Origin of the sequence: Microvirga ossetica (assembly GCF_002741015.1) — a bacterium.
In the GTDB taxonomy this organism is placed as follows: Bacteria; Pseudomonadota; Alphaproteobacteria; order Rhizobiales; family Beijerinckiaceae; genus Microvirga; species Microvirga ossetica.
This window is the reverse complement of the sequence record NZ_CP016616.1, coordinates 5,517,709-5,535,929: the sequence shown is the minus strand read 5'-3', so window position 1 is coordinate 5,535,929 and position 18,221 is coordinate 5,517,709. Positions and strand designations below refer to the sequence as shown.

Below are 18,221 nucleotides of genomic sequence, written 5' to 3'. Positions count from 1 at the left end.
TGAAAACGGCTTCTGGAAGAAGAGCCTCCTTCCAGGAACGCACCCCAAGCTCCTAAGGACGTCCTGGAGGCTGCTCCGGCGGGAACTTGTCTTCGTGGATGACAGCCACCGCCTGATCGAGCCCATCCTTCACCTCAAGGCCGATCCAATGCCCCAACATGAGATGGTTCTGCCGCGAGCAGGCGAGGAAGTAGCTTCCGGATTGCCGCGCGGTGAAATCGAGCTGCGCCGTCTCCTGGGGAAAGATGCCCTCCAGAGGGCGGACGTAGGCCCCCCAGATCGCGTCCTCCTCCCGCAACTGCACGGGCATTTCGGACTCCGCATAGGTCCTGGTCACCATCAGGCCGTGCCGGACGGCCCCGGCGCGATTGATGAACTCAATGTTCACCGACCAGCCCGTCGGCACGATGATCGTGAGATTGCCGCCCCAGTAGCCATTGAACTCCAGGATGTCGGTGCGGATGTTGTCCTTGGCGTACCGGGCGACCGCGTTCCAAGCCGCCACGATCTCCATTGCCACCGTCTTGGCGGCGGGATCGTTCTTGATCCAACTCGGGACGAAAGGCTCCCCAGCCGATGCCATTTCAGGAAGCAGTCCCAAAGTTGAGGCAACAAGGGCAAGTCGAGCAAAGCGCGCGATCATATGCTCCTCCCATGCAAGATAGCCGGAGCGTGAGCGGCCGCAATGGAGGTTGAGTAGGCCTCGCCGTGGAGGACAGAATATCCTCAATTCCCGATCGACTCCAGCCCAGCCTTCTGGCATAAGCGTGGCCATGCAAAGGCTCATATAACAGCACCTACCCGTAACGCCGCGACCCTAAGCTGGGTCGCCAAGCGTTGCCGCTGTCCTAATTATGGCCACTCCCGGCCGCCGGAGCCAAAGCATGCACCTCGCCATCGTTTCCATGGAGTTCACGATCCCGACCATCGCCGGGGGCTGGGAAATACCGCGCTCGCACTTCCTCGTCCCGAGGGAGGCGCTGAGCCATGGCACAGCACTTCCTCCTGTCGCCCCGGGCGCGCGACCTGACCATCACCGAACTCGCCAGCATGCAGGAACGAACCGCCAAGAAGCTGTTCCGGCAAGCCCGTTGGCCCGAGACGGACGGCGAACCGTACTGCCCGCATTGCGGGAACCTGCGCTGCTATGAGATGTCCCGGGAGCGATTCAAGTGCTCCGCCAAGGAGTGCAAGCACGTCTTCACCGTCACGTCCGGAACGGCCTTCGCCTGGCGCAAGCTGCCGTTCAAGAAGATGCTCCTCGCGATCTGGTTTGCGGCCAACTCGGTCAAAGGCAAGGCCGCCCTCCAGCTCTCACGCGAGCTCGGGGTGCAGCACAAGACCGCCTGGGTTCTCCTGATGAAGCTGAGGGAGGTCGTGGCCTCACGCCGGGAGGGCATGGTCCTTGATGGCGAGGTCGAAATCGACGGCAAGTACGCGGGCGGGCACGTCCGTCCCGAGAACAAGGCGGAGAACCGTGTGGACCGCCGTCTCAGGGGAAACCGCAGCCCGGACCGCCTCTGCGCCCTGGCGATCCGTCAGCGGGGCTTCCTCGGCCAAACCTTCACTCGCGTCATCCGGGAAGAGGACGGCGATGCTGCCTGGTCCGCTGTCAGGGACCATGTGTCCCGCGATGCGAAAGTCTTCGCCGACGAGCACGGCAGCTACAACGACCTCATCGGTCTCAACCGCCTGGGGCGGGTGAACCACTCGAAGGCGTATTCCTCCGAGGACGGCACCAACACCAACTTCGTCGAGAGCTTCTTCAGTCGTGTGCAACGGGCCTATGTCGGCATCCATCACCGCTTCTCGACACGCTATCTCGACTGGTACGTGGCGGACCTTGCCTGGCGCGAGGACCTGCGCCAGTTGAGCAACGGCGGGCTCACCCGTTCGCTGCTGCGGCAGGCCTTGGCACGCAAGACCTCACGCTACCTGTGTGGCTACTGGCAGGGCAACAAGCCGCCGGACCTTGTCTGGGAGGGAGATCAAGCGCCAGTCCTTTGCTAGGTCGCAATCTCCCAGAGATGCTTGTGGCCATCGATGGTTCCTGCTTGCCGGACACGGTTCCGCTTCAAGAGTGCGCTAAGGGCGGCCGATACGTGCGTCACGAACCGCGGCATCCCGGGATCATCGGCGCTGACGCCGTGTCTTTCCGCAATGTGCTTTGTGCAGTCCGCCGTCGAGAGTGGTCCGCCAGCCTCGCGCAGTACCTCGAGGATCGCCTCGGTCTTGTTGATCCGGTTCAATTCCACCGGAACGGAGGCGCTGTTCCTGATCCGCTTCGGCTTTACGGGAGCGGCGTCCTTCGGCGCGTGCGCCGGATCGTAGATCGCGATCACCTGATCGATTGCTGAGACCTGTTCTTTGATCGTCTCGATCCGGAGCGCGAGTGTCTGCATCTCACTCACAAGCTCTGCGCGTTTCCGCTCCAATTCCTCTTCAACTCTCACGTCGCCAGCCCCCCAAAATGGAGCCGAAAAGTATCAAGCGACGCGGATTAAAACTGGTGGTTTTTGCTACCTAATGCCGATTAATTGCACGGCTCGGGCGTGTTCTGCTCCGGCCCCTCCTCGCCTGGGTTGTCCGGCCGTCCTTGCGGTTACATCGGCGATGGGAGAGCGCCATGCTTCAACAGCGTTCGCGGCGCGAAGCGCAATGGATTTCGCGTTCAGCCGCTTCTTGTCCCACCACACCTGGAAGGCACGGATCTGGCAGACGAGCCTTGGTGGCCCTCACCGCTCTCACCGGCCTGCTTGCATCTACAGCATCCGTCAGTGGCCAACCGGCGAACGCGTCATCTGACCCGGCAGCGAGCGGATGGCAGCCTTGGGTCCTGAGCTCCCCTAAGGAGTTGCAGATTGCACCGCCGGCCGAGCAAGCACCTGACCTCCAACAGCTTCATAGCTTGGCCAACCAGCGCGACCCAGCCACGTTGGAGCGCATTCGCTACTGGGACTTTTGGTCTCCTTCATACCGCTGGAACGAGATGCTGACCGACATCTCGGTAGCCAACCCGCTCGGCACGGGCCAAGCCTCTCGCGCCTATGCCATGATGCATGTGGCCATTGACGATGCCCTGACAGCGGCATGGGACGCCAAGTACACGGTTAACCGAAAGCGCCCCAGCGAGATCGACAATACCCTCGCCGCTGCCGTTGCTGTCCCGGCCAGCCCCTCCTATCCATGCGAGGACTCGGTGGCGGCTGGGGCCGCGGCGGCCATTATCACTCACATCTACCCGAAAGAGGCGCAGCGCGTCATGGCCGCGGCCGAGGAAGCGTCCCGCAGTCGCGTCCTTGCTGGGGTGGCGTTTCCCAGCGATGCGCAGGCGGGCCTTGACCTCGGGCGGAAAGTGGCTGAGCGCGTGATCGCCTATGCCAAGATCAGTGACACGAAGTGGTCCGGGAGCATGCCCTTCGGCCCTGGCTATTGGAAGGGCGAGAACCCCGGTGGGGTAAATGATGTGGAGTGGAAAACCTTTGCTCTCACGTCACCAAGCCAGTTCCGCCCTGGACCACCGCCTGCACCGGACTCGCCGAAGCGCCTGGCTGAGCTTGAGGAGGTGAAGACCCTGAAGCGCACCCCTCTTATGATCTCCAAGGCAAACTACTGGCAGTACGGACAACAGGGTCAGCCGGGGCTGATCTTCCGCTTGGGCGAGGAGGTTGGCCTGCGGTTGTCCGAGGCAGGGGTCGAGAACAATGCCCGACGCGCAGCACGGGCTTATGCTCTTGTCTATGTGGCTCATTATGACGGCTGGGTCGCGTCGCAGGATGCGAAGTTCCATTACTGGGCGGCGCGCCCCAATCAGTTCGACCCGACGGTCACAACAGTCTTTCCAACCCCCAACTTCCCGACCTACCCTTCGAACGCCGCCACGCTCGGGATGGGACCCGTAGTGGTCCTGAGCTATCTCTTTCCACGCGAAGCAGCGCGTTACGCCGGATGGGCGCGGGAATGGGGCGAGTCACGGTTCTGGGCTGGCATTCACTTTAGAAGTGACATCGATGCCGGATGGGAGATTGGCCAGCACGTGGGTGAAGCTGTGGTAGCGCGCGCCCGGCGTGATCCTGACCTGTAAGGTCTCGTGCCGCGGACCGTTGGTCGCCTCAACTGACTTGGCCGATGGCGCCGTAGCATGCAGTTCTGATCTCATGCACCCGTTTCCATGATCCTTCAGGAACAGGTCGCCTGGAGACGGGTGCAAAGGTCCGGTGCGGGTCAGGCGCTGCCGATCCTTTGCCCGTCACGAGTATCTGCTGAGGCCGGACGAGCAGACCCAAGCTGACTTGCGAACTCGATTGCTACCTCCCAAGACGAGTTGCAAGGGCGCTCTCAGCCTCGTCATAGTGGCCTGATTATGTTCCAGCACTTGCGCAATGTGCGCTCAGGGGGTGCAGCCAGGAGACGATGATGGAGATAGATGGCCTTCACCATGTGGCTCTCCCGTGTGCTGACCTGGAGCGCTCCCGTCGCTTCTACGTGGAGGTCCTCGGATTAACGGAGATCCCGCGGCCTGCCTTGCCTGTGGCTGGGGCGTGGTTCCAAGTGGGTACTCGCCAGGAACTACACCTTGTTGTTGGTGATGCTCAGGCAACATTCCGGAGCACGAAAGGGATGGATACCAACGACATCCACTTTGCCATTCGGGTCACCAGCTATACACAGGCTCTGGAAGCGCTCAAAGCCAAGGGGTATCGCGAGGACGCGAGCCCTGATGATCTGATGGGCATCAGGACCTCTATGCGTGTTGGATACCCGCAGATCTATATTCTCGATCCTGACCGCAACATCATCGAGATCAATGCCGCAAGCTCAGACTGACAGGACCCGAATTGCGCCCACACCTGCGAGACTTGCACGGTCATGAGCTTCACGAGCCCAATCGGCGAAGGTCCGCACCGGGTCACGCATTGACGATCCCCGCCCTCTAGGAACGTCTGCTGTTCCTTGCGAGTGCAGACCATCGGTCTACTTCCGAGAAGTGCCAGGAACTGACCTTTCGACTGCTAGATTGTCGGCGGAAACTTCAGATCGGCTTATCCATCTTGCACATGCCACACCTCGTGAGGGCGAGCAGTGTCCATCCGGTGACTCACAGGGATAAACGCGGGAGCGGTGACACTCCCGCGCGCTCCTTTAATCCGGTACGGTCACCCGGCCACGCTCAGCCCGGATCTGATCGGCCTTGGACGGCCGCTCGACGATGGGAGCGATGTTCCTCGCTTCCAGAGCTGGTGCCTGCCCGCGTTCCCCACCCCGAGGAGTGGGACGCACAACCTGGTGATCTGGCAGGGATGCCCTTTGCGTCAGGTGAGCGTACATCTGCTCCAACGCACGCAGGTGGTAGATCGTCAACCGGACAAACCGATTGTCATAGCCCGGCTCAGACGCGCCGAAATGCTGCGCGTTGGCCACCTCGACGTAGTGCAAGCGGCTCTGGTCACCCTCGACGAGGCTGTTGAGAGCAAGATACGGCCGGGACGTAAAGCCGACCGGAACGCGCGCGTCGGCACGGCCATGAACGATGATGGTCGGCTTGCCGTGCAGATCTCCGGACGCGAGGAACTCGCGATTGCCCGCCTGGACCCGTTGGGCATCGGCTGACTGGCCGGTCGCGAGTTCCCGAAGGCAGAGCGCTCCATCCAGGTTGTAGTCCTGACGTCCGGTCGAGGCAGACACCGAGACGGCACTGCGCCGTGGCCCGGCGGGATCCAGATCGTTGATAATGTCGACCGGTCCCACAGGAGCTCCGCCAGGCGCCGTTGCGAAGATGGTCGCCAGCACGTCTGCCGGTATCGGCATCGGACGGCCGTCCTCGTCCGCGGCGGCATAGCTGAGGCCACAGATCCGATCCTCGACACCGAAGCGGCCGTGATCACTGGCGTACTTCGCGGCCGTGGCATCCGGCGCGATGTCGTAGTGGGAGGCGTGCAAGACGTCAGCCTCGGGTTCCCAGCCATAGTCCCGCAGCTTTGCGAGTGCCTCCTTGGCTTGGGCCTCCATCGTATCCGCCGAGAGCAATCCTTTCTCCTTCAAGGACCGACACCGGTTCTCTGCGAAGGCGAGTTTCTCACGCCGGGGCGCATCCGGCGGCGCCACGGCGGCGCAGGGCTGATACAGGATCGCCGTGGTGAAGTAGTCGAGAAGTGTCCGGCCCGTACCTGGCCGTATGGTGCTCCCACGCTCGACCATCACCGCATCGTTAGGCTGCACCTGCACCTGAGGTTCTGCGGCCACGACGCCGTCGATCCAGCTCTCCCTGTCGTATTCACCGCCGTACAGGGCAGCGCCTCCTCCATTGGAACTGCCAGTGGCAATCACCAGCGTGTTGTCACGGGTCAGGTAAGGACCGTCCCCTGAGCCACGGGCATCCTGGTTGAGTTGGTAAAATGCAAACTGGATCGCCCGTACCACATCACGGCCCCAACCAGCCTCCGGGTTCTGCCTTGAGTGGGCGTGCTTGAAGGCGATGCGGTGCGGGAACGACTTCAGGAACTCCTGGCGTTTGCTCTCGTCCAAGCTGGCCTTGAAATGTGCCTCCCGGCCAACCTCTCTCGCATTGGTTCGGGTGCCATCAAGACGATTGACCGTGTCGGTTTCCAGGTCGTGCACGCCATTGCCAAGTCCCTTGTCGGTGTACACGACGGCACAGTCGCGCCGCAGGCCCCAATACCCGAAATCAACAATGTCGCGATACAGGCTTGAGGATCCGTTGACAGGGACGGCAAGGATGCACGGCCGCTCAGCCCGGAACGACGCCGGGACCTGCAAGAGCATGGCCACGTTCTGGCGGCCCTCGCCGTCATCAGCGTAGGCAAGATATTCGGTCCCGGCCATCTTGCCATCGTCGGGGAGAGCCGCACCGCTGCGCGGATCCACATTGGGCCCATAGAGCCGCCCGAAGCCTTCCCCCGACGAGCCGCGGAGAAACAGGGCAGCACGCCGCAGTTCTGCCGCCTTAGGGCGAAGTGTGTCAGCGTATGTCGGCGCCGGCGCCTTCTCGGTCAGACCGGCGGTACCAAGCCCTGCCGTGGCAAGATCATCAGACTGTCCATCGAAGACAGTTCTCTGCACGGCTTGCAGCCAGTCCGGTTTCCTGGTCTCGCCTGGCGTATCGGCGTGTGCACCCAATGAGGCTGCCCCGAGCCACGCAACCGTCGTCAGGAAACGAAAGATCGTGCGCTTCATCTCATCCTCCCTGTAATTTGGCGTTGTTGGTCAGGCCGATTATTCAGGCTGGATGCCGGCGGCCTTGACGATGTCAGCCCACTTCTTGATCTCGGCACCGACGAACGCCTTCAGCTCCTCAGGCGTGCTGGCCTCCGGCTCGATGCCGGCGGTGAGCAACTTCTCCTGGGTGGCCTTGTCGTTGACGGCTGCCACGAGCGCCTCACGCAACTTGTCGACCACGGGCTTCGGCGTCTTGGCTGGCACGAACGCCGCAAACCAGGCGGCGAGATCGTAGCCCTGCACCCCAGCCTCGGCCATGGTCGGCAGATCGGGGGCCAGCGGGCTGCGCTTGGCCGTCGAGACGGCAAGCCCGTTGGCCTTGCCGCCCTTCACCTGCGGCAGCGTCGTTGAGATGTCGGCGAAGATGATGTTGATCTGGCCGCCGAGCAGGTCGGTGATGGCTTGCGGGTTGCTGCGGTACGGCACGCCCCGGATGTCGACGCCGGCCAGGGATTTCAGCATCTCGCCGGCGATGCGGGACGAGCTCGAGCCGAAGCCGAAGGTCAGGTCGCCGGGTTTGGCCTTGGCATGAGCAATGAGCTCCTGCACGTTCTTGGCCGGAACGGATGGGTTCGTGATCAGCGCCAGCGTGATGGTGCCGAGCTTCGTCACCGGTTCGAAGCTGTTGATCGCATCGTACGGCACGTTCTTCATCAGGCTCTGGTTGGCCCCATGCGTCGTGTTGGTGGTGATCAGCACCGTGTGCCCGTCCGGCTCGGCCCGCGCCACGTTCTGGGCGGCCACGACGCCGTTCGCGCCGGCCATGTTCTCGATGATGATCGACTGCCCCAGCGTCTTCGAGGCATGCTCACCCACGATGCGGGCCAGCGCGTCCGTGGCGCTGCCGGCGGCGAATGGCACGATGAACTTGATGGTGCGGCTCGGATAGGTCTGCGCCGCGGCAGGCAAGGCTGCCAGAAGGGTTCCGGCAAGGGTCAGGGTAGCAGCAGTCCAGGTCTTCACTCTCATGGTCGTCTCCTCCAGGGGATGGCTGTCAGGCGTCGCCTTGGGCTGGCGCTTCGTGGGTTTGGGGTTCGTCGGGAATCTCGAGATCGAGCAGGGCGGAGCTCAGGCTCTTGCCGTGGGTGTCGAGGACCAGCGAGCGGGTCACGCCGCCGCCCAGCGCCTGGCGCAGGACTAAGTTCAAGGCCCCAAGGCTTGGGATCTCGTAGCGGATCACGTCACCGGCCACGACGTTGCCGAAATGGGCCTTGACGCGCTCGGGCGTCACGTGCCGCAGCAGGCGCGGGTAGTCCCGTTCATTGTAGGCGATCACCGAGATGCTGGACGTGTTGCCCTTGTCACCGGCGCGGGAATGGGCGATCTGACGGAGCTTCATCTCAAGCCTCCACGTAGTGAACGGCAGGGCGAACGATCTCGCGCGGGATGTAGGCAGAGAGGATGCCAACCACCTCACGGGCGGATTTCGTCACGCCTCCCCCGCCGGCCGGGCCGTTGGTGTAGAGGGTTTCGACCTCGTTGCCGATCCGCACGGCCTCCTCCAGGCTGTCGGTGCGGCCGGCAACCCGGACGCGAACCTCGTACGGCTCATGGTGGCCGCCGTTTCCCGAGAGCCTGTCGCCGTGCAGGGAATTGACGCCGATGAGGTCGAAGCGCAGCTCGGAGGCGCGCACCCCCGTGAGTGTCAGACGTTCCCTGACGATGTCGAGCGCCAGTTCGCCGCGGGCGCGGGCGCCCGGTCCGGCATAGGAAATCTGCCCCTCGCCGACGAAGCCCTCGACGGCTCCGACCGAGACCTTCAGCGTCTCCGGCCTTGGGCTGCCGGAGGCACCCTGGATGCGAACCCGGTCAGGCCCGATCTCCTCGACCGTGACGTTCGAGAAGTCGGCGGTCACGTCCGGGGTCAGGTACCGGGCCGGATCGTGGATCTCATACAGGATCTGCTCCTTGCATGTCGCCGCGATGACCCGACCGCCGGAGCCGGGAACCTTGGTCACGACGACCGACCCGTCTTCGCTGACCTCGCCGATGGGAAAGCCCAGGCGGGCCAGGTCGGGCACGTCCTTGTAGTCCGGATCGGCAAAGTATCCGCCCGTGACCTGCCCGGCACATTCGAGCAGATGCCCGATGAGCGTGGCTTGGCCGAGCCGGTGCCAGTCATCCAACCCCCAGCCAAACTCATGAACGAGCGGTCCGACGAAGAGTGAGGGATCGGCAGCCCGGCCCGTGATGACGATGTCGGCGCCGTTGGCGAGCGCTTCGGCGATGGGCCGTGCTCCGATGTAGGCATTGGCCGATACGATCCGGTTGCCGAGCTCGGCAGCGGTGGCTCCTGTTTCCTCCACGCGATAGGTCCCGCCGGACAGATGGTGGAGGACGTCGTCGCCGGTGACGGCGGCGACCTTCAGGTTCGACAGGCCCAGCTCCTGGGCGACTGTCCGGGTGCGTTCGGCCGCGGCGATGGGGTTGGCCGCGCCCATGTTGGTGATGATCCGGACGCCCTTGGCGTGGCAGAGCGGAAGGACCGCGCGCAAACGCTCCGGCAGGAGCGGGTCGTAGCCGCTCGCCGGATCCCTGAGCTTGGCTTGCTGGGCCAGGGCGATGGTCCGCTCGGCCAAGCACTCGAAGACGAGGTATTGGAGATCACCCTTCTCGGCGAGCTCGATGGCCGGCTCGATCCTGTCGCCGGAATAGCCTGCGCCGGCGCCGATCCTGATCTGTCTCATGGATGCCTCCAGATCTCCCGCGCATTAGAGGCGGGACCCAGCGATCACACAATTGAAATGATTAGATCACCGTAATAGGCTAGGATTATGAATCCTGACCTCCGCCAGATGCGCGCCTTTCTCACCGTGGCCCAGCTTGGCAGCTTCACGCGGGCCGCCAGCTTCCTGAACCTGTCGCAACCGGCGCTTACGGTGCAGATCCGCAATCTCGAAGAAGCCTTGGGCGTGCGCCTGTTCGACCGCAACACCCGCAGCGTCTCCCTTACCCGGATGGGGCGAGAGCTGGTTCCGGCACTAGAGCGCATCCTGCGGGATATCGATGCAGTAGTCGCCGAGGCTCGGGACGTGGCCGCCCAGCGCCACGGGATCGTTCGGCTCGCGGTCCTGCCCTCGTTTGCGTCCGGTGTTTTGCCGGAGATCATCGCGCAGTTTCGGGAGACGAACCCGAAGATCTCGTTCGTGATACACGATGTGATTGCGAGCGGGGTCATTGCCCAGGTCCGTGAGGAGCAGGTCGACCTGGGGCTGACGGGCGGCCGCATCGTCGATCCCGATTTTGAAGTGCTGCACACGACACAGGACCACATGCACGTCGTCTATCCGGTCGGCCATTCGTTTGGAGACATGGAACGGGTTGATGTGGAGGCTCTGACCCGACATCCACTTATTCTGATGCATCCGGCCACGAGCGTGCGTGCGGTGGTTGACGCAGCGTTCCTAGCCGCCGGCCGGCTGCCCATCGTTGCCGCCGAAGCGACCTACATGTCGACGGCGGTGGGCATGGTGCGGGCGGGATTGGGGGCCGCCATCCTGCCTGGATCGGCCATGGAAGTCCGCGCTGAGCAGACCCTGCGCTCGCGCCCTGTGGATGACCGACGATTTACCCGGGAGATCTCGATGATCAGGAAAGCGGAACGGACACTTCCGCCCGCCAGCGAGAGCTTTGCCCGCAACTTGATCCAGGCGCTACAAACCACCTGAGCGGAACATCACCGAGTCCGCGGAAAGTCCGCTTGGGATCAGGTACTGATATTCCCGGACTCTTTGGAACGTCTGGTTTCCTGAGGATTGCTGCCCATGGGCTTACGTCTCAGGTGTGCCAGAAGCGGCCATTCCTTCATCACTCTCGACTTGGAATTCCCGCATAATGTGCAGAAGTGTTGTGCTGCCAGCTCGGATTAAATGCAGCCAGGCATGAATGTATATCTCCTCCTCATTCAGCAGGGCGCCGCCTCAGCGCGATGGAAGAAGACCTTCATGACACAGACCATTGGGTTTATCGGCAGCGGGATGATCAGTGGCCAGGTGGCGCGCCTGGCCATCGCGGCTGGCCTCAACGTCATTCTCAGCAACTCCCGGGGGCCTGAGACCCTGGCCGATCTCTCGGCGGAACTGGGCGAGCACGCACGGGCCGCCACGCCGGCCGAAGCCGCGCGGGAGGGCGACCTCGTCGCCAGCATCCTAACAGAATCGCCCGCGGCCGCGGGCTGATGCAGGGTCTCGGATAGGCAGCCCTCTGGAAGAGGCAGCCTATTCAGGACCGCCAATGTCACCGGGGAGATCCGGCGACGCGACCATCGATCCTCGCGGGATCGGGCTCTGGGTGAGCTCGGTCTCGACATAATTTGGCGGTTGGCCACCTGAAGGGCCCGACACGCAACCGGAGACCAGGGCCGACAGGATCAGGAACAATGGCAATCTCACGGGCATCGACTTCTCCTTTGCAGATTCAGAAACACAACGAGTGATAGCGGACCAAAGCGAACGGTGTTGAGGAAGTGTGGGCCGGATGAAGTCCGCCATTGGCGCCGCCGCTGTCCGTCCTGGACCTTTGCTCATGCAAGCTGGCTGGTCGGCTGGCGAGGATCAGGTCGGAGGGAACAAGCATGCGCACCGCTCCTGATCGCCCCCTCGGAGCCTCACGACCGACCTCCTGCCATTCGCCGGCCCCGCCGGCCCGGACGACCGTGGCCTCGGTGGCCATCACGGACGTGCCGAACCGCTTCGTCATCTGCTCCATGCGAGCGGCCACGTTCACCACGTCGCCCAGCACCGTGAACTCCAGCCGCTCCCGGGCGCCGAGCACGCCGCGGAACGCCTCGCCAGTGTGAAGGCCGATGCCGACCCGCACGTGCGGGCCGAAGCGGCGCCTGGCATTCCAGCACGCGACGAGCCTGATGATCTCCCGGGCGCACAGGATGGCGCGCCGGGCATCGTCCGGCTCCGGCTGCGGATGCCGAAGACGACTCCGCCAGCGGCGGACCGCGATGCCGCGCGGCGCTCCGAAGCCGCCGAAAGCGCCGGGAACTCTCGCTGCATTGGCCACGCCGTCCCGCTCACTTCATGTCGATTCCCTGCTTGGCGCGTTCGTCGTTGAAGACGACCGCAAGCGCTTCGGTGATTTTCTTCTCAGGATTGGCCTTGCAGTACACGATGACTTCGTGCTCCACGACCTTACCTCGCTTCAGGTCGAGGTAATGCTTCTTGGCCAGGCCGTTGTACCAGCCGCTGTACCAGGCGGAGAGGAGATCGGCGTCTTCCTGAAAGGTGCCGGCCAACTGTGCGCAGGTCAGGGTTTGAACGTCGATGAAGCCTTTGGCGTCGGCATAGCTTGTGAGCGGTACCTGCGCCGTCGCAATGCTTGGGGCGGTGAAGACAATCGACGCAACAATTGCAGCGAGAATTCTGGTCATGACAGCTTTCCTCTTGATTCCGGTGAATGATGACGATCGAACGCGTTTTGCCATGTCATGCGTCACACGAGGGACATCCGGGACGGACGTTGATCGCGTCCGAACCAAAAGTCAGGCTCGTTCTCGTTCGGCTCCGGGCAGGGTCAGAACTTGTAAAGCAGGCGCCCGACAACCTGATTGGTGCTCAGTTGCTGTTTGAATCCGACGATCCCCAGCCCGCCGACGCCAACCGGATAGGTGTAGGTATCTTCCTGGTATTGTGAGTACCGATACTCCAGACCCGTGATCCAGTTGTTCGTGATGGCATATTCGGCCCCCGCGCCGAGCGTCCAGCCAACGCGGGTGCTGTCGCCTGCGCCATAGGAATAGCCCGTGCCCGTCACCGTCGACTTGGGAGCCGCCAACGCGAGGCCGCCGGTCGCGTAGACCATGAACCGCTCGAAGGCATAGCCGACGCGGAGCCGAGCCGAGCCAACCCAATTGGTATGAGCGGTGATGAAGTCACCGGTCAGGGCGGTGTAGCGCTGCTTCCCGGTGATGAGGGCCGAACCGTCGATCTCGGCACCGAGGACAAGTTGGCCGATCTGATGGTTGTAGCCGGCAAGCAGGCCGGCCGCGGCGCCGTTTTTGTCCAGGCTGGGCAAGGAACCAACGGCTTCCCGGCCGGCGATGGCGGCCCCGGCCGTCAACTCGGTTCTGGTCTGCGCCGATCCAGCTTGGGCACCGACGTAAAAACCGGTCCACGTGAACGCAGGCGGCAACGGAACTGAAGGTTCGATCGTCCGGGACGGCAGATCGGCGGCCTGGGCGGCAAGCGAGCATGCAGCAACGACAAATCCGGCGCAGAATCCGGCAGTGAAGCGAAACATTTCTTAACGAACTCCTCGTTGACAAGGGATCGATCCCGCGCGTCCGGCTACGACATGGTTGGTCATGGCTTTCTCCCCCGACTGCGGCCAGTGCGCGCCAACTCAACGAGGACGGCTGCATCCAGTCACCCGATCGCATGGACAAGTCCTGAATTGTTTTCGGTCAAGCCGCCATTGGGGTTTTCCCGGAATCTGGCGGCGGCAGACCCTGATTTTGGGTCGCGCCGAAAGCTTTTTGCTTGACCGCAACGATCAGAACCCTGGCTTTGTCCTGGCTTGGAAGGCGGGGGTACCAGAGGTGTCACTGGAACGATCTCACGAGATCCAGGCTTGGTTTGTCCTGCTATTGTCGCGAGAAGGTCTTCGAGACCGGGTCGTCGAGGGAGAGGGTCTCTTATGATCCGTCCCGTCTCATCGGTGATCTCAAGCCTCCAACCAAACCACTCTGCCACTGCCGATGGATCTTCGGCGCGAAGCTGCTCGATGGCTTCGAGCGCATAGTTCACGGCAGCATGAATGTCGAAGGCCAGAGCGCCGACTTCGTCTCCGATCACGTCCTCACCATTGGTGAGATGGAAATAGAAGCGGGAATGCATCGGGTCGAAACCGCTCGATGGAGGATTCGCTCTCTTGGACGAATAGTGATCGTTTCGGGTCGAGCCGATAGTGGGGTTTTCCCGGAATCTGGCGGCGGAAGACCATGGTTTTGGTGCTGACCCGACGGGCGCGCGCTTGATCCAATGCGGTCTGAATAGCGGGCGCAGGGACAGAACCCAGGGTAACCGAGCATGGAAACAGGACGATTCTCCCGAGATGTGAGCGGAACCTCGGCGTGAGGTCGCACCTGGGCATCCCGCGCGGTCTCAACCAGCTCTGGAACATGGGAGCCGTGCTCTATGCCCCTCCGCTGCGATGAGCCGGGATGAGCGGAGGAGATGGCAGCCCGCCGATCCCGGTTTCCGTTGGGCAAGGCCAAACCCTGCGCCGTTGGTTGGCGGAGATCATCAACGCGCGAGTTCGAGAGTAATCCTTGCGAACCATCTTTTCGAAGCCGCACGAGCCGCGTCAACTGGCCTTGACCACGAGGCTCGCCAACGTCACCCGTCCGTCGGTCGTGTAGTGGTTGACACGTTCCGTGGCGAGGCATTGGCCGGCCTGATACACCTTCACCGCCTCGATGGACCCGATGTTCTCCAGTTCGGCGATGATAAAGTCGCGTTCGACATTTGTATCCGAGTCCGTGGCGTGGGTGACCTGGAAGGTGAGGTGGGTCAGGGACAGGCCCGTGTCTCTCGTGCCCGCCCCGACCCAGAGAACGCGTTCGTCGTCCGGCGGTCGGTCGGTGTTCAGCCAGAAGTTCGCGGATCCCCCTGCCCAGGTTTCCTCGGCCCGCACGAGGCTCAACGACCAGAACCGGATGTGATGGCGCTTGCGAGGGCTGTTGTCGATTGCCTTCTGAAACCCGACGTCCTGACCGCGGCCGAACAGGTAGAGGGTGCTGAACGGAGCCGTCGGATAGGGTGAGTTGAACACGAAGGCACGGATCATGCCCCAGGAACTGGCCAGGCCGAGCCGGTCGGCCTCTGACCAGCCGAGGGCTGCGAAGGCGGCGCGGAGCTGTGCGAGCGTTCCGACGAGCGCCACGTTGACGGGATCGCCCGGCAATCCATCACCTGTCGTCGTGAAGCTGGGCACCCGCTTCCGGTGGAGAAGCTTGAGGCCCATGCGAATGACCCGTGGAAGGATGAGATAGGCGGCGATTCCGTAAGTGAGGCCCACGGCCAGAATCCACGGCAGCCTCTGGTCCGCGGTGTCGAAGACCACGAAGACGATCAGCCAGACAGAAAGAACGCCCAATCCAAGAATCACGAGGCGTTGCAGGAGGCGGTTCAGCACTCTCATGATCCAGGCTCCGCCGTGATCAACGCGGCAGTGATCAACATCCCGTGCAGATGCCCTTCATGACCTCCCGATCGATGCGCTTGGCCCTTTGGTCCATCTGTTGGATGGCCTTCGCATCATTGGGCGAGAACTCCTTGTTCGGAGGTGGCACGGTATTGCTGTCGAGCATCCGGTCAATCTCTGCGCCGGACGGGATCTGGATCTCTCCCGAGGGCGTAAATGGTCGATTGCTGTCCTGCGCCAGGCCGGGACCTGCGGCGATCAACGAACCGAGGATGATGAGCTGGAGATAACGGTGCATCGTGATGACTCCCGAATGAGGATTCCGGCCCTGTCCTGGACCGCGGCCGTCCTGCCCCGACGGGTTTGTGCCGCACGGCGGGAGATGACATCCGGGCGGAAGTATCTCCCGTTCCGGCGGCACCTGCTTGACCGAATGGGACGGGACTGGACGACCCAAGATCTCGGCTCGTCGTAAAAGCCTTTCAGACACTGAAACGATGGCGGAAAGGAGCTGTGCCGTTTACGAATTGGCCGCCACGAGCGTCACGGTCGTCACACCGCCCGCGATGTTGAGACCAACTTGCCCCTCGACCGAAATGGGCTGTAGCGAGAACGCACGCCCCGTGCCGCCGATAAGCACGTTTGCTCCCAGTCCGACGCCAAGCGTGGCCTCGGCGCCGGCCCCGGCATAGGTTCCCGCCAGCGCACCCCTCGGCAACCCTGGCGCCGCGGCGATGACACCCCAGATCAGATGTCCCGCCGCGACTTCGCCAAGGGCAACACCGAACTCGTCGATCTTGCCGGTATAAGCATCGACGGGTCCGCCTCCGTTCGGCGTGAAGGTGCAGCGAAGGGTCTGTTTCTGGACGACGAACAGGCCAATGCCGGCCGAGACATCGCAGGCGAGCGTCCCGACCCTGACGGAGGATTGCGCAAGAGCGGGTGCCGCCGACGCGAGGACCGCGGCACTCAGGGCAAGCGCGGCAATGTTCAGTTTATTGGCAATGATCATAACGGGAGTTCCATGTTCACGCGGTTGGTCGTCAATGATGAGGGGTCGGCTCTTGCGGGTTTCGTTGTCGTCACTGGCTGTTCTATTCGACGCGGCCCAATAGACGATCAACGTGCCGACGATGTGTGCGCATGAGGTTGAGACTACACCAGCCTGCACCATCCGCTTGACCTTCCGAGCCATCGGCTTGACATTTCGAGACATGCATCGCCCAACGACGCAAGCTCGGGGACCTTCGTGCTCGACGAGCCTACGCGCAGGCCGCCAGCAAGCGTCGACATTGCCCTGACCACTGCGTCGCAAAAGCCTCGCCCGAGATCGCATCCGCCATGCATGATCACCGGACAAGATTCGCGAGCGGCACCGTCAGCCGGATGACCAGTCCCTCAGGCGCCCATTCGTGTTCGATCCCGCCGCCGAGCTGCTCGGTCGAGCTCCGCATTGCCATCACGCTGCCGAATCCCAGCCGCTGCGGCGGACCGGGAACCGTTGGTCCGCCACTCTCGCTCCAAATGATCCTGTAGCTGCCTTCCGACCGGCGGCCCTGGATGCGGATGCGGCCGATGTCGGTCGAGAGAGCGCCATACTTCATGGCATTGGTGGCCTGCTCGTGGATGATGAGGGCAAGAGCCGTGGCAGCATTGCCTCCGACCAGCGCGTCGTCTCCCGAGATGTCAAACCGGTCATGGAGATGCCCGGCATAGGGCGTCAGCAGTTTGGCCACGAGATCCTGGAACGTATGCCGGCCCGATCCGGCGAGGCCTTGAGGGCTGGCATGCTCATGCGCACTCGCAAGAGCGCCGATGCGCTGTTGGAACTCCCTGGCGAATGGCATGGCGGCCGGATATCGGCGGGCCGTCAACGTTGCCAAGCCGCCGACGACCGTGAAGACGTTCTTGATGCGGTGCGACAGCTCCCGTGTCAGCAGCTCGCGTGCTTCCTCGGCCTGCTTTCGCTCGTGAATGTCGAGGGCGATGCCGATCCACTGGACGACCTCGCCGTTCGCGTCATGGACGGGGCTCGCGCGGACGACGAACCAGCGATATTCCCCGTCGCCGGACCGCCGGAAGGGGATCTCGACCTCGAAGGCCGTGAATGAGCCGAGCGCATGCTGCCATCGGCGGACGATGGCGTCCTGGTGATCCGGATGAATGAGGTTGGCCCAGCCGCCGTTGCGCGTCTGCTCGAGCGTGAGGCCCGAGAACGCGTGCCAGAATGGGTTGCAGTATGTCACTTGGCCGTCGGCCGCGCAGAACCAGACCACCTGCGGGCTGAGCTCGACGAGCGTGCGGAAGCGCCCTTCGCTCTCGCGCAGTGCCTGATCGGACAGATGGCGTTCGATGACGAGCGCGGCCATCTGGGTGACGTGCGCGATCACCTCGAGATCGCCGACCGTGGGGCTGCGCGGCTAGCGGTAGTAGTTGCCGAAGGTCCCGAGCAGCCGTCTGTCCGCTCCCCTGATCGGGATCGACCAGCATGCGAGCAAGCCGTGCGCCAGCGGCAGCTCCGCAAATGCACCCCACAGCGGGTCGGTCGCGATGTCCGTCACGAAGACGGCCTCTCCACGGTGCGCGGCGGTCCCGCACGACCCGACGGCCTCGCCGATCTCGACCCCGTGGATCGCCTGTGGCCTGGAGCGAACCATGAGGTTTCACCGCATGTGGCCGAGGACGCACTTCAATGACGCGCACTGATCCACCCCGGCCGTGCCAAGGCGCAGCCAGACTACAGAGATTCGCCTCCTCCCGCTTGACCGTTCGCGACGTGTGCTTGGCAATTGGCGACACCGGATGCACCCGTGGAGCCATCCGATGGCTGG

Annotated in this window: 20 protein-coding genes; 5 read left to right on the top strand and 15 right to left on the bottom strand. The window is 63.2% G+C overall.

Features of this window, described 5'->3' with window-relative positions:
• Positions 1-52 precede the first annotated feature (52 nt).
• Complete coding sequence (locus BB934_RS26380) at positions 53-643, bottom strand: sulfocyanin-like copper-binding protein (protein ID WP_099512321.1); 591 nt, start codon at positions 641-643, stop codon at positions 53-55.
• Positions 644-987: 344 nt separating this feature from the next.
• Here BB934_RS26380 and BB934_RS26375 point away from each other — a divergent pair, with 344 nt between their 5' ends.
• Positions 988-2,010, top strand: coding sequence for an IS1595 family transposase (locus tag BB934_RS26375; RefSeq protein ID WP_099512320.1), 1,023 nt, complete (start codon positions 988-990; stop codon positions 2,008-2,010).
• Here BB934_RS26375 and BB934_RS26370 read toward each other — a convergent pair.
• Entirely contained in the window at positions 2,007-2,402 is a 396-nt protein-coding gene (locus BB934_RS26370) for a hypothetical protein (protein ID WP_099512319.1), read from the bottom strand. The genes BB934_RS26375 and BB934_RS26370 overlap by 4 nt on opposite strands.
• A gap of 506 nt (positions 2,403-2,908) precedes the next feature.
• Between BB934_RS26370 and BB934_RS26365 the strand changes: the two genes are divergently transcribed.
• Both BB934_RS26365 and BB934_RS26360 read left to right on the top strand, forming a co-directional pair.
• Positions 2,909-4,084: a phosphatase PAP2 family protein gene (locus tag BB934_RS26365; protein ID WP_162299194.1), complete on the top strand. Its 1,176-nt coding sequence runs from the start codon at positions 2,909-2,911 to the stop codon at positions 4,082-4,084.
• Between the two features lie 329 nt (positions 4,085-4,413).
• A complete protein-coding gene (locus tag BB934_RS26360; protein WP_210422120.1) occupies positions 4,414-4,827 on the top strand; it encodes a VOC family protein in 414 nt (137 codons plus the stop codon).
• A gap of 315 nt (positions 4,828-5,142) precedes the next feature.
• Here BB934_RS26360 and BB934_RS26355 read toward each other — a convergent pair whose 3' ends face one another.
• From BB934_RS26355 to BB934_RS26340, 4 genes are read right to left on the bottom strand one after another with little or no spacing between them, the layout of a single operon-like run.
• The gene (locus tag BB934_RS26355; protein ID WP_099512316.1) at positions 5,143-7,194 is read right to left on the bottom strand and encodes a 3-hydroxybutyrate oligomer hydrolase family protein; all 2,052 of its coding nucleotides are present in this window, start codon (positions 7,192-7,194) and stop codon (positions 5,143-5,145) included.
• 39 nt (positions 7,195-7,233) lie between these two features.
• Entirely contained in the window at positions 7,234-8,205 is a 972-nt protein-coding gene (locus BB934_RS26350) for a Bug family tripartite tricarboxylate transporter substrate binding protein (RefSeq protein ID WP_099512315.1), read from the bottom strand.
• 25 nt (positions 8,206-8,230) lie between these two features.
• Positions 8,231-8,575 (bottom strand): AtuA-related protein, encoded by a 345-nt coding sequence (locus tag BB934_RS26345; RefSeq protein ID WP_099512314.1) that lies wholly within the window; start codon positions 8,573-8,575, stop codon positions 8,231-8,233.
• A 1-nt stretch (position 8,576) separates the two neighbouring features.
• Positions 8,577-9,923: an acyclic terpene utilization AtuA family protein gene (locus BB934_RS26340; protein WP_099512313.1), complete on the bottom strand. Its 1,347-nt coding sequence runs from the start codon at positions 9,921-9,923 to the stop codon at positions 8,577-8,579.
• Between the two features lie 87 nt (positions 9,924-10,010).
• Here BB934_RS26340 and BB934_RS26335 point away from each other — a divergent pair, with 87 nt between their 5' ends.
• Positions 10,011-10,904: a LysR family transcriptional regulator gene (locus tag BB934_RS26335; RefSeq protein WP_099512312.1), complete on the top strand. Its 894-nt coding sequence runs from the start codon at positions 10,011-10,013 to the stop codon at positions 10,902-10,904.
• Between the two features lie 276 nt (positions 10,905-11,180).
• The gene (locus tag BB934_RS26330) at positions 11,181-11,414 is read left to right on the top strand and encodes an NAD(P)-binding domain-containing protein (RefSeq protein WP_099513240.1); all 234 of its coding nucleotides are present in this window, start codon (positions 11,181-11,183) and stop codon (positions 11,412-11,414) included.
• Between the two features lie 238 nt (positions 11,415-11,652).
• Here the strand turns inward: BB934_RS26330 and BB934_RS26325 are convergent, their stop codons facing one another.
• The 9 genes from BB934_RS26325 to BB934_RS26290 all read right to left on the bottom strand — a co-directional run bounded on the left by BB934_RS26325 (position 11,653) and on the right by BB934_RS26290 (position 18,047).
• Entirely contained in the window at positions 11,653-12,249 is a 597-nt protein-coding gene (locus tag BB934_RS26325) for an adenylate/guanylate cyclase domain-containing protein (protein ID WP_237050110.1), read from the bottom strand.
• A 10-nt stretch (positions 12,250-12,259) separates the two neighbouring features.
• A complete protein-coding gene (locus BB934_RS26320; RefSeq protein WP_099512311.1) occupies positions 12,260-12,616 on the bottom strand; it encodes an HdeA/HdeB family chaperone in 357 nt (118 codons plus the stop codon).
• Between the two features lie 143 nt (positions 12,617-12,759).
• A complete protein-coding gene (locus tag BB934_RS26315) occupies positions 12,760-13,485 on the bottom strand; it encodes an outer membrane protein (RefSeq protein WP_099512310.1) in 726 nt (241 codons plus the stop codon).
• A 125-nt stretch (positions 13,486-13,610) separates the two neighbouring features.
• On the bottom strand, positions 13,611-14,081 hold the full coding sequence (locus tag BB934_RS47350; RefSeq protein WP_157934319.1) for a DUF6894 family protein: 471 nt from the start codon (positions 14,079-14,081) through the stop codon (positions 13,611-13,613).
• 469 nt (positions 14,082-14,550) lie between these two features.
• On the bottom strand, positions 14,551-15,387 hold the full coding sequence (locus BB934_RS26310; RefSeq protein WP_099512309.1) for an LssY C-terminal domain-containing protein: 837 nt from the start codon (positions 15,385-15,387) through the stop codon (positions 14,551-14,553).
• Between the two features lie 34 nt (positions 15,388-15,421).
• Positions 15,422-15,688, bottom strand: coding sequence for a hypothetical protein (locus tag BB934_RS26305; protein WP_099512308.1), 267 nt, complete (start codon positions 15,686-15,688; stop codon positions 15,422-15,424).
• A gap of 222 nt (positions 15,689-15,910) precedes the next feature.
• Positions 15,911-16,402, bottom strand: coding sequence for a DUF992 domain-containing protein (locus tag BB934_RS26300; RefSeq protein WP_099512307.1), 492 nt, complete (start codon positions 16,400-16,402; stop codon positions 15,911-15,913).
• Positions 16,403-16,739: 337 nt separating this feature from the next.
• Complete coding sequence (locus BB934_RS26295; RefSeq protein ID WP_099512306.1) at positions 16,740-17,780, bottom strand: sensor histidine kinase; 1,041 nt, start codon at positions 17,778-17,780, stop codon at positions 16,740-16,742.
• A gap of 30 nt (positions 17,781-17,810) precedes the next feature.
• Entirely contained in the window at positions 17,811-18,047 is a 237-nt protein-coding gene (locus tag BB934_RS26290; RefSeq protein WP_099512305.1) for a GAF domain-containing protein, read from the bottom strand.
• Positions 18,048-18,221: the final 174 nt, after the last annotated feature.

Excerpts from the sequence above, each read along its gene's own strand:
- BB934_RS26355 (WP_099512316.1), bottom strand. The coding sequence starts at position 7,194 with ATGAAGCGCACGATCTTTCGTTTCCTGACGACGGTTGCGTGGCTCGGG.
- BB934_RS26310 (WP_099512309.1), bottom strand. The coding sequence starts at position 15,387 with ATGAGAGTGCTGAACCGCCTCCTGCAACGCCTCGTGATTCTTGGATTG.
- BB934_RS26305 (WP_099512308.1), bottom strand. The coding sequence starts at position 15,688 with ATGCACCGTTATCTCCAGCTCATCATCCTCGGTTCGTTGATCGCCGCA.
- BB934_RS26380 (WP_099512321.1), bottom strand. The coding sequence starts at position 643 with ATGATCGCGCGCTTTGCTCGACTTGCCCTTGTTGCCTCAACTTTGGGA.
- BB934_RS26290 (WP_099512305.1), bottom strand. The coding sequence starts at position 18,047 with ATGGTTCGCTCCAGGCCACAGGCGATCCACGGGGTCGAGATCGGCGAG.
- BB934_RS26300 (WP_099512307.1), bottom strand. The coding sequence starts at position 16,402 with ATGATCATTGCCAATAAACTGAACATTGCCGCGCTTGCCCTGAGTGCC.
- BB934_RS26350 (WP_099512315.1), bottom strand. The coding sequence starts at position 8,205 with ATGAGAGTGAAGACCTGGACTGCTGCTACCCTGACCCTTGCCGGAACC.
- BB934_RS26340 (WP_099512313.1), bottom strand. The coding sequence starts at position 9,923 with ATGAGACAGATCAGGATCGGCGCCGGCGCAGGCTATTCCGGCGACAGG.
- BB934_RS26335 (WP_099512312.1), top strand. The coding sequence starts at position 10,011 with ATGAATCCTGACCTCCGCCAGATGCGCGCCTTTCTCACCGTGGCCCAG.
- BB934_RS26320 (WP_099512311.1), bottom strand. The coding sequence starts at position 12,616 with ATGACCAGAATTCTCGCTGCAATTGTTGCGTCGATTGTCTTCACCGCC.
- BB934_RS26330 (WP_099513240.1), top strand. The coding sequence starts at position 11,181 with ATGACACAGACCATTGGGTTTATCGGCAGCGGGATGATCAGTGGCCAG.
- BB934_RS26360 (WP_210422120.1), top strand. The coding sequence starts at position 4,414 with ATGATGGAGATAGATGGCCTTCACCATGTGGCTCTCCCGTGTGCTGAC.
- BB934_RS47350 (WP_157934319.1), bottom strand. The coding sequence starts at position 14,081 with ATGCATTCCCGCTTCTATTTCCATCTCACCAATGGTGAGGACGTGATC.
- BB934_RS26345 (WP_099512314.1), bottom strand. The coding sequence starts at position 8,575 with ATGAAGCTCCGTCAGATCGCCCATTCCCGCGCCGGTGACAAGGGCAAC.
- BB934_RS26315 (WP_099512310.1), bottom strand. The coding sequence starts at position 13,485 with ATGTTTCGCTTCACTGCCGGATTCTGCGCCGGATTTGTCGTTGCTGCA.
- BB934_RS26375 (WP_099512320.1), top strand. The coding sequence starts at position 988 with ATGGCACAGCACTTCCTCCTGTCGCCCCGGGCGCGCGACCTGACCATC.
- BB934_RS26370 (WP_099512319.1), bottom strand. The coding sequence starts at position 2,402 with ATGCAGACACTCGCGCTCCGGATCGAGACGATCAAAGAACAGGTCTCA.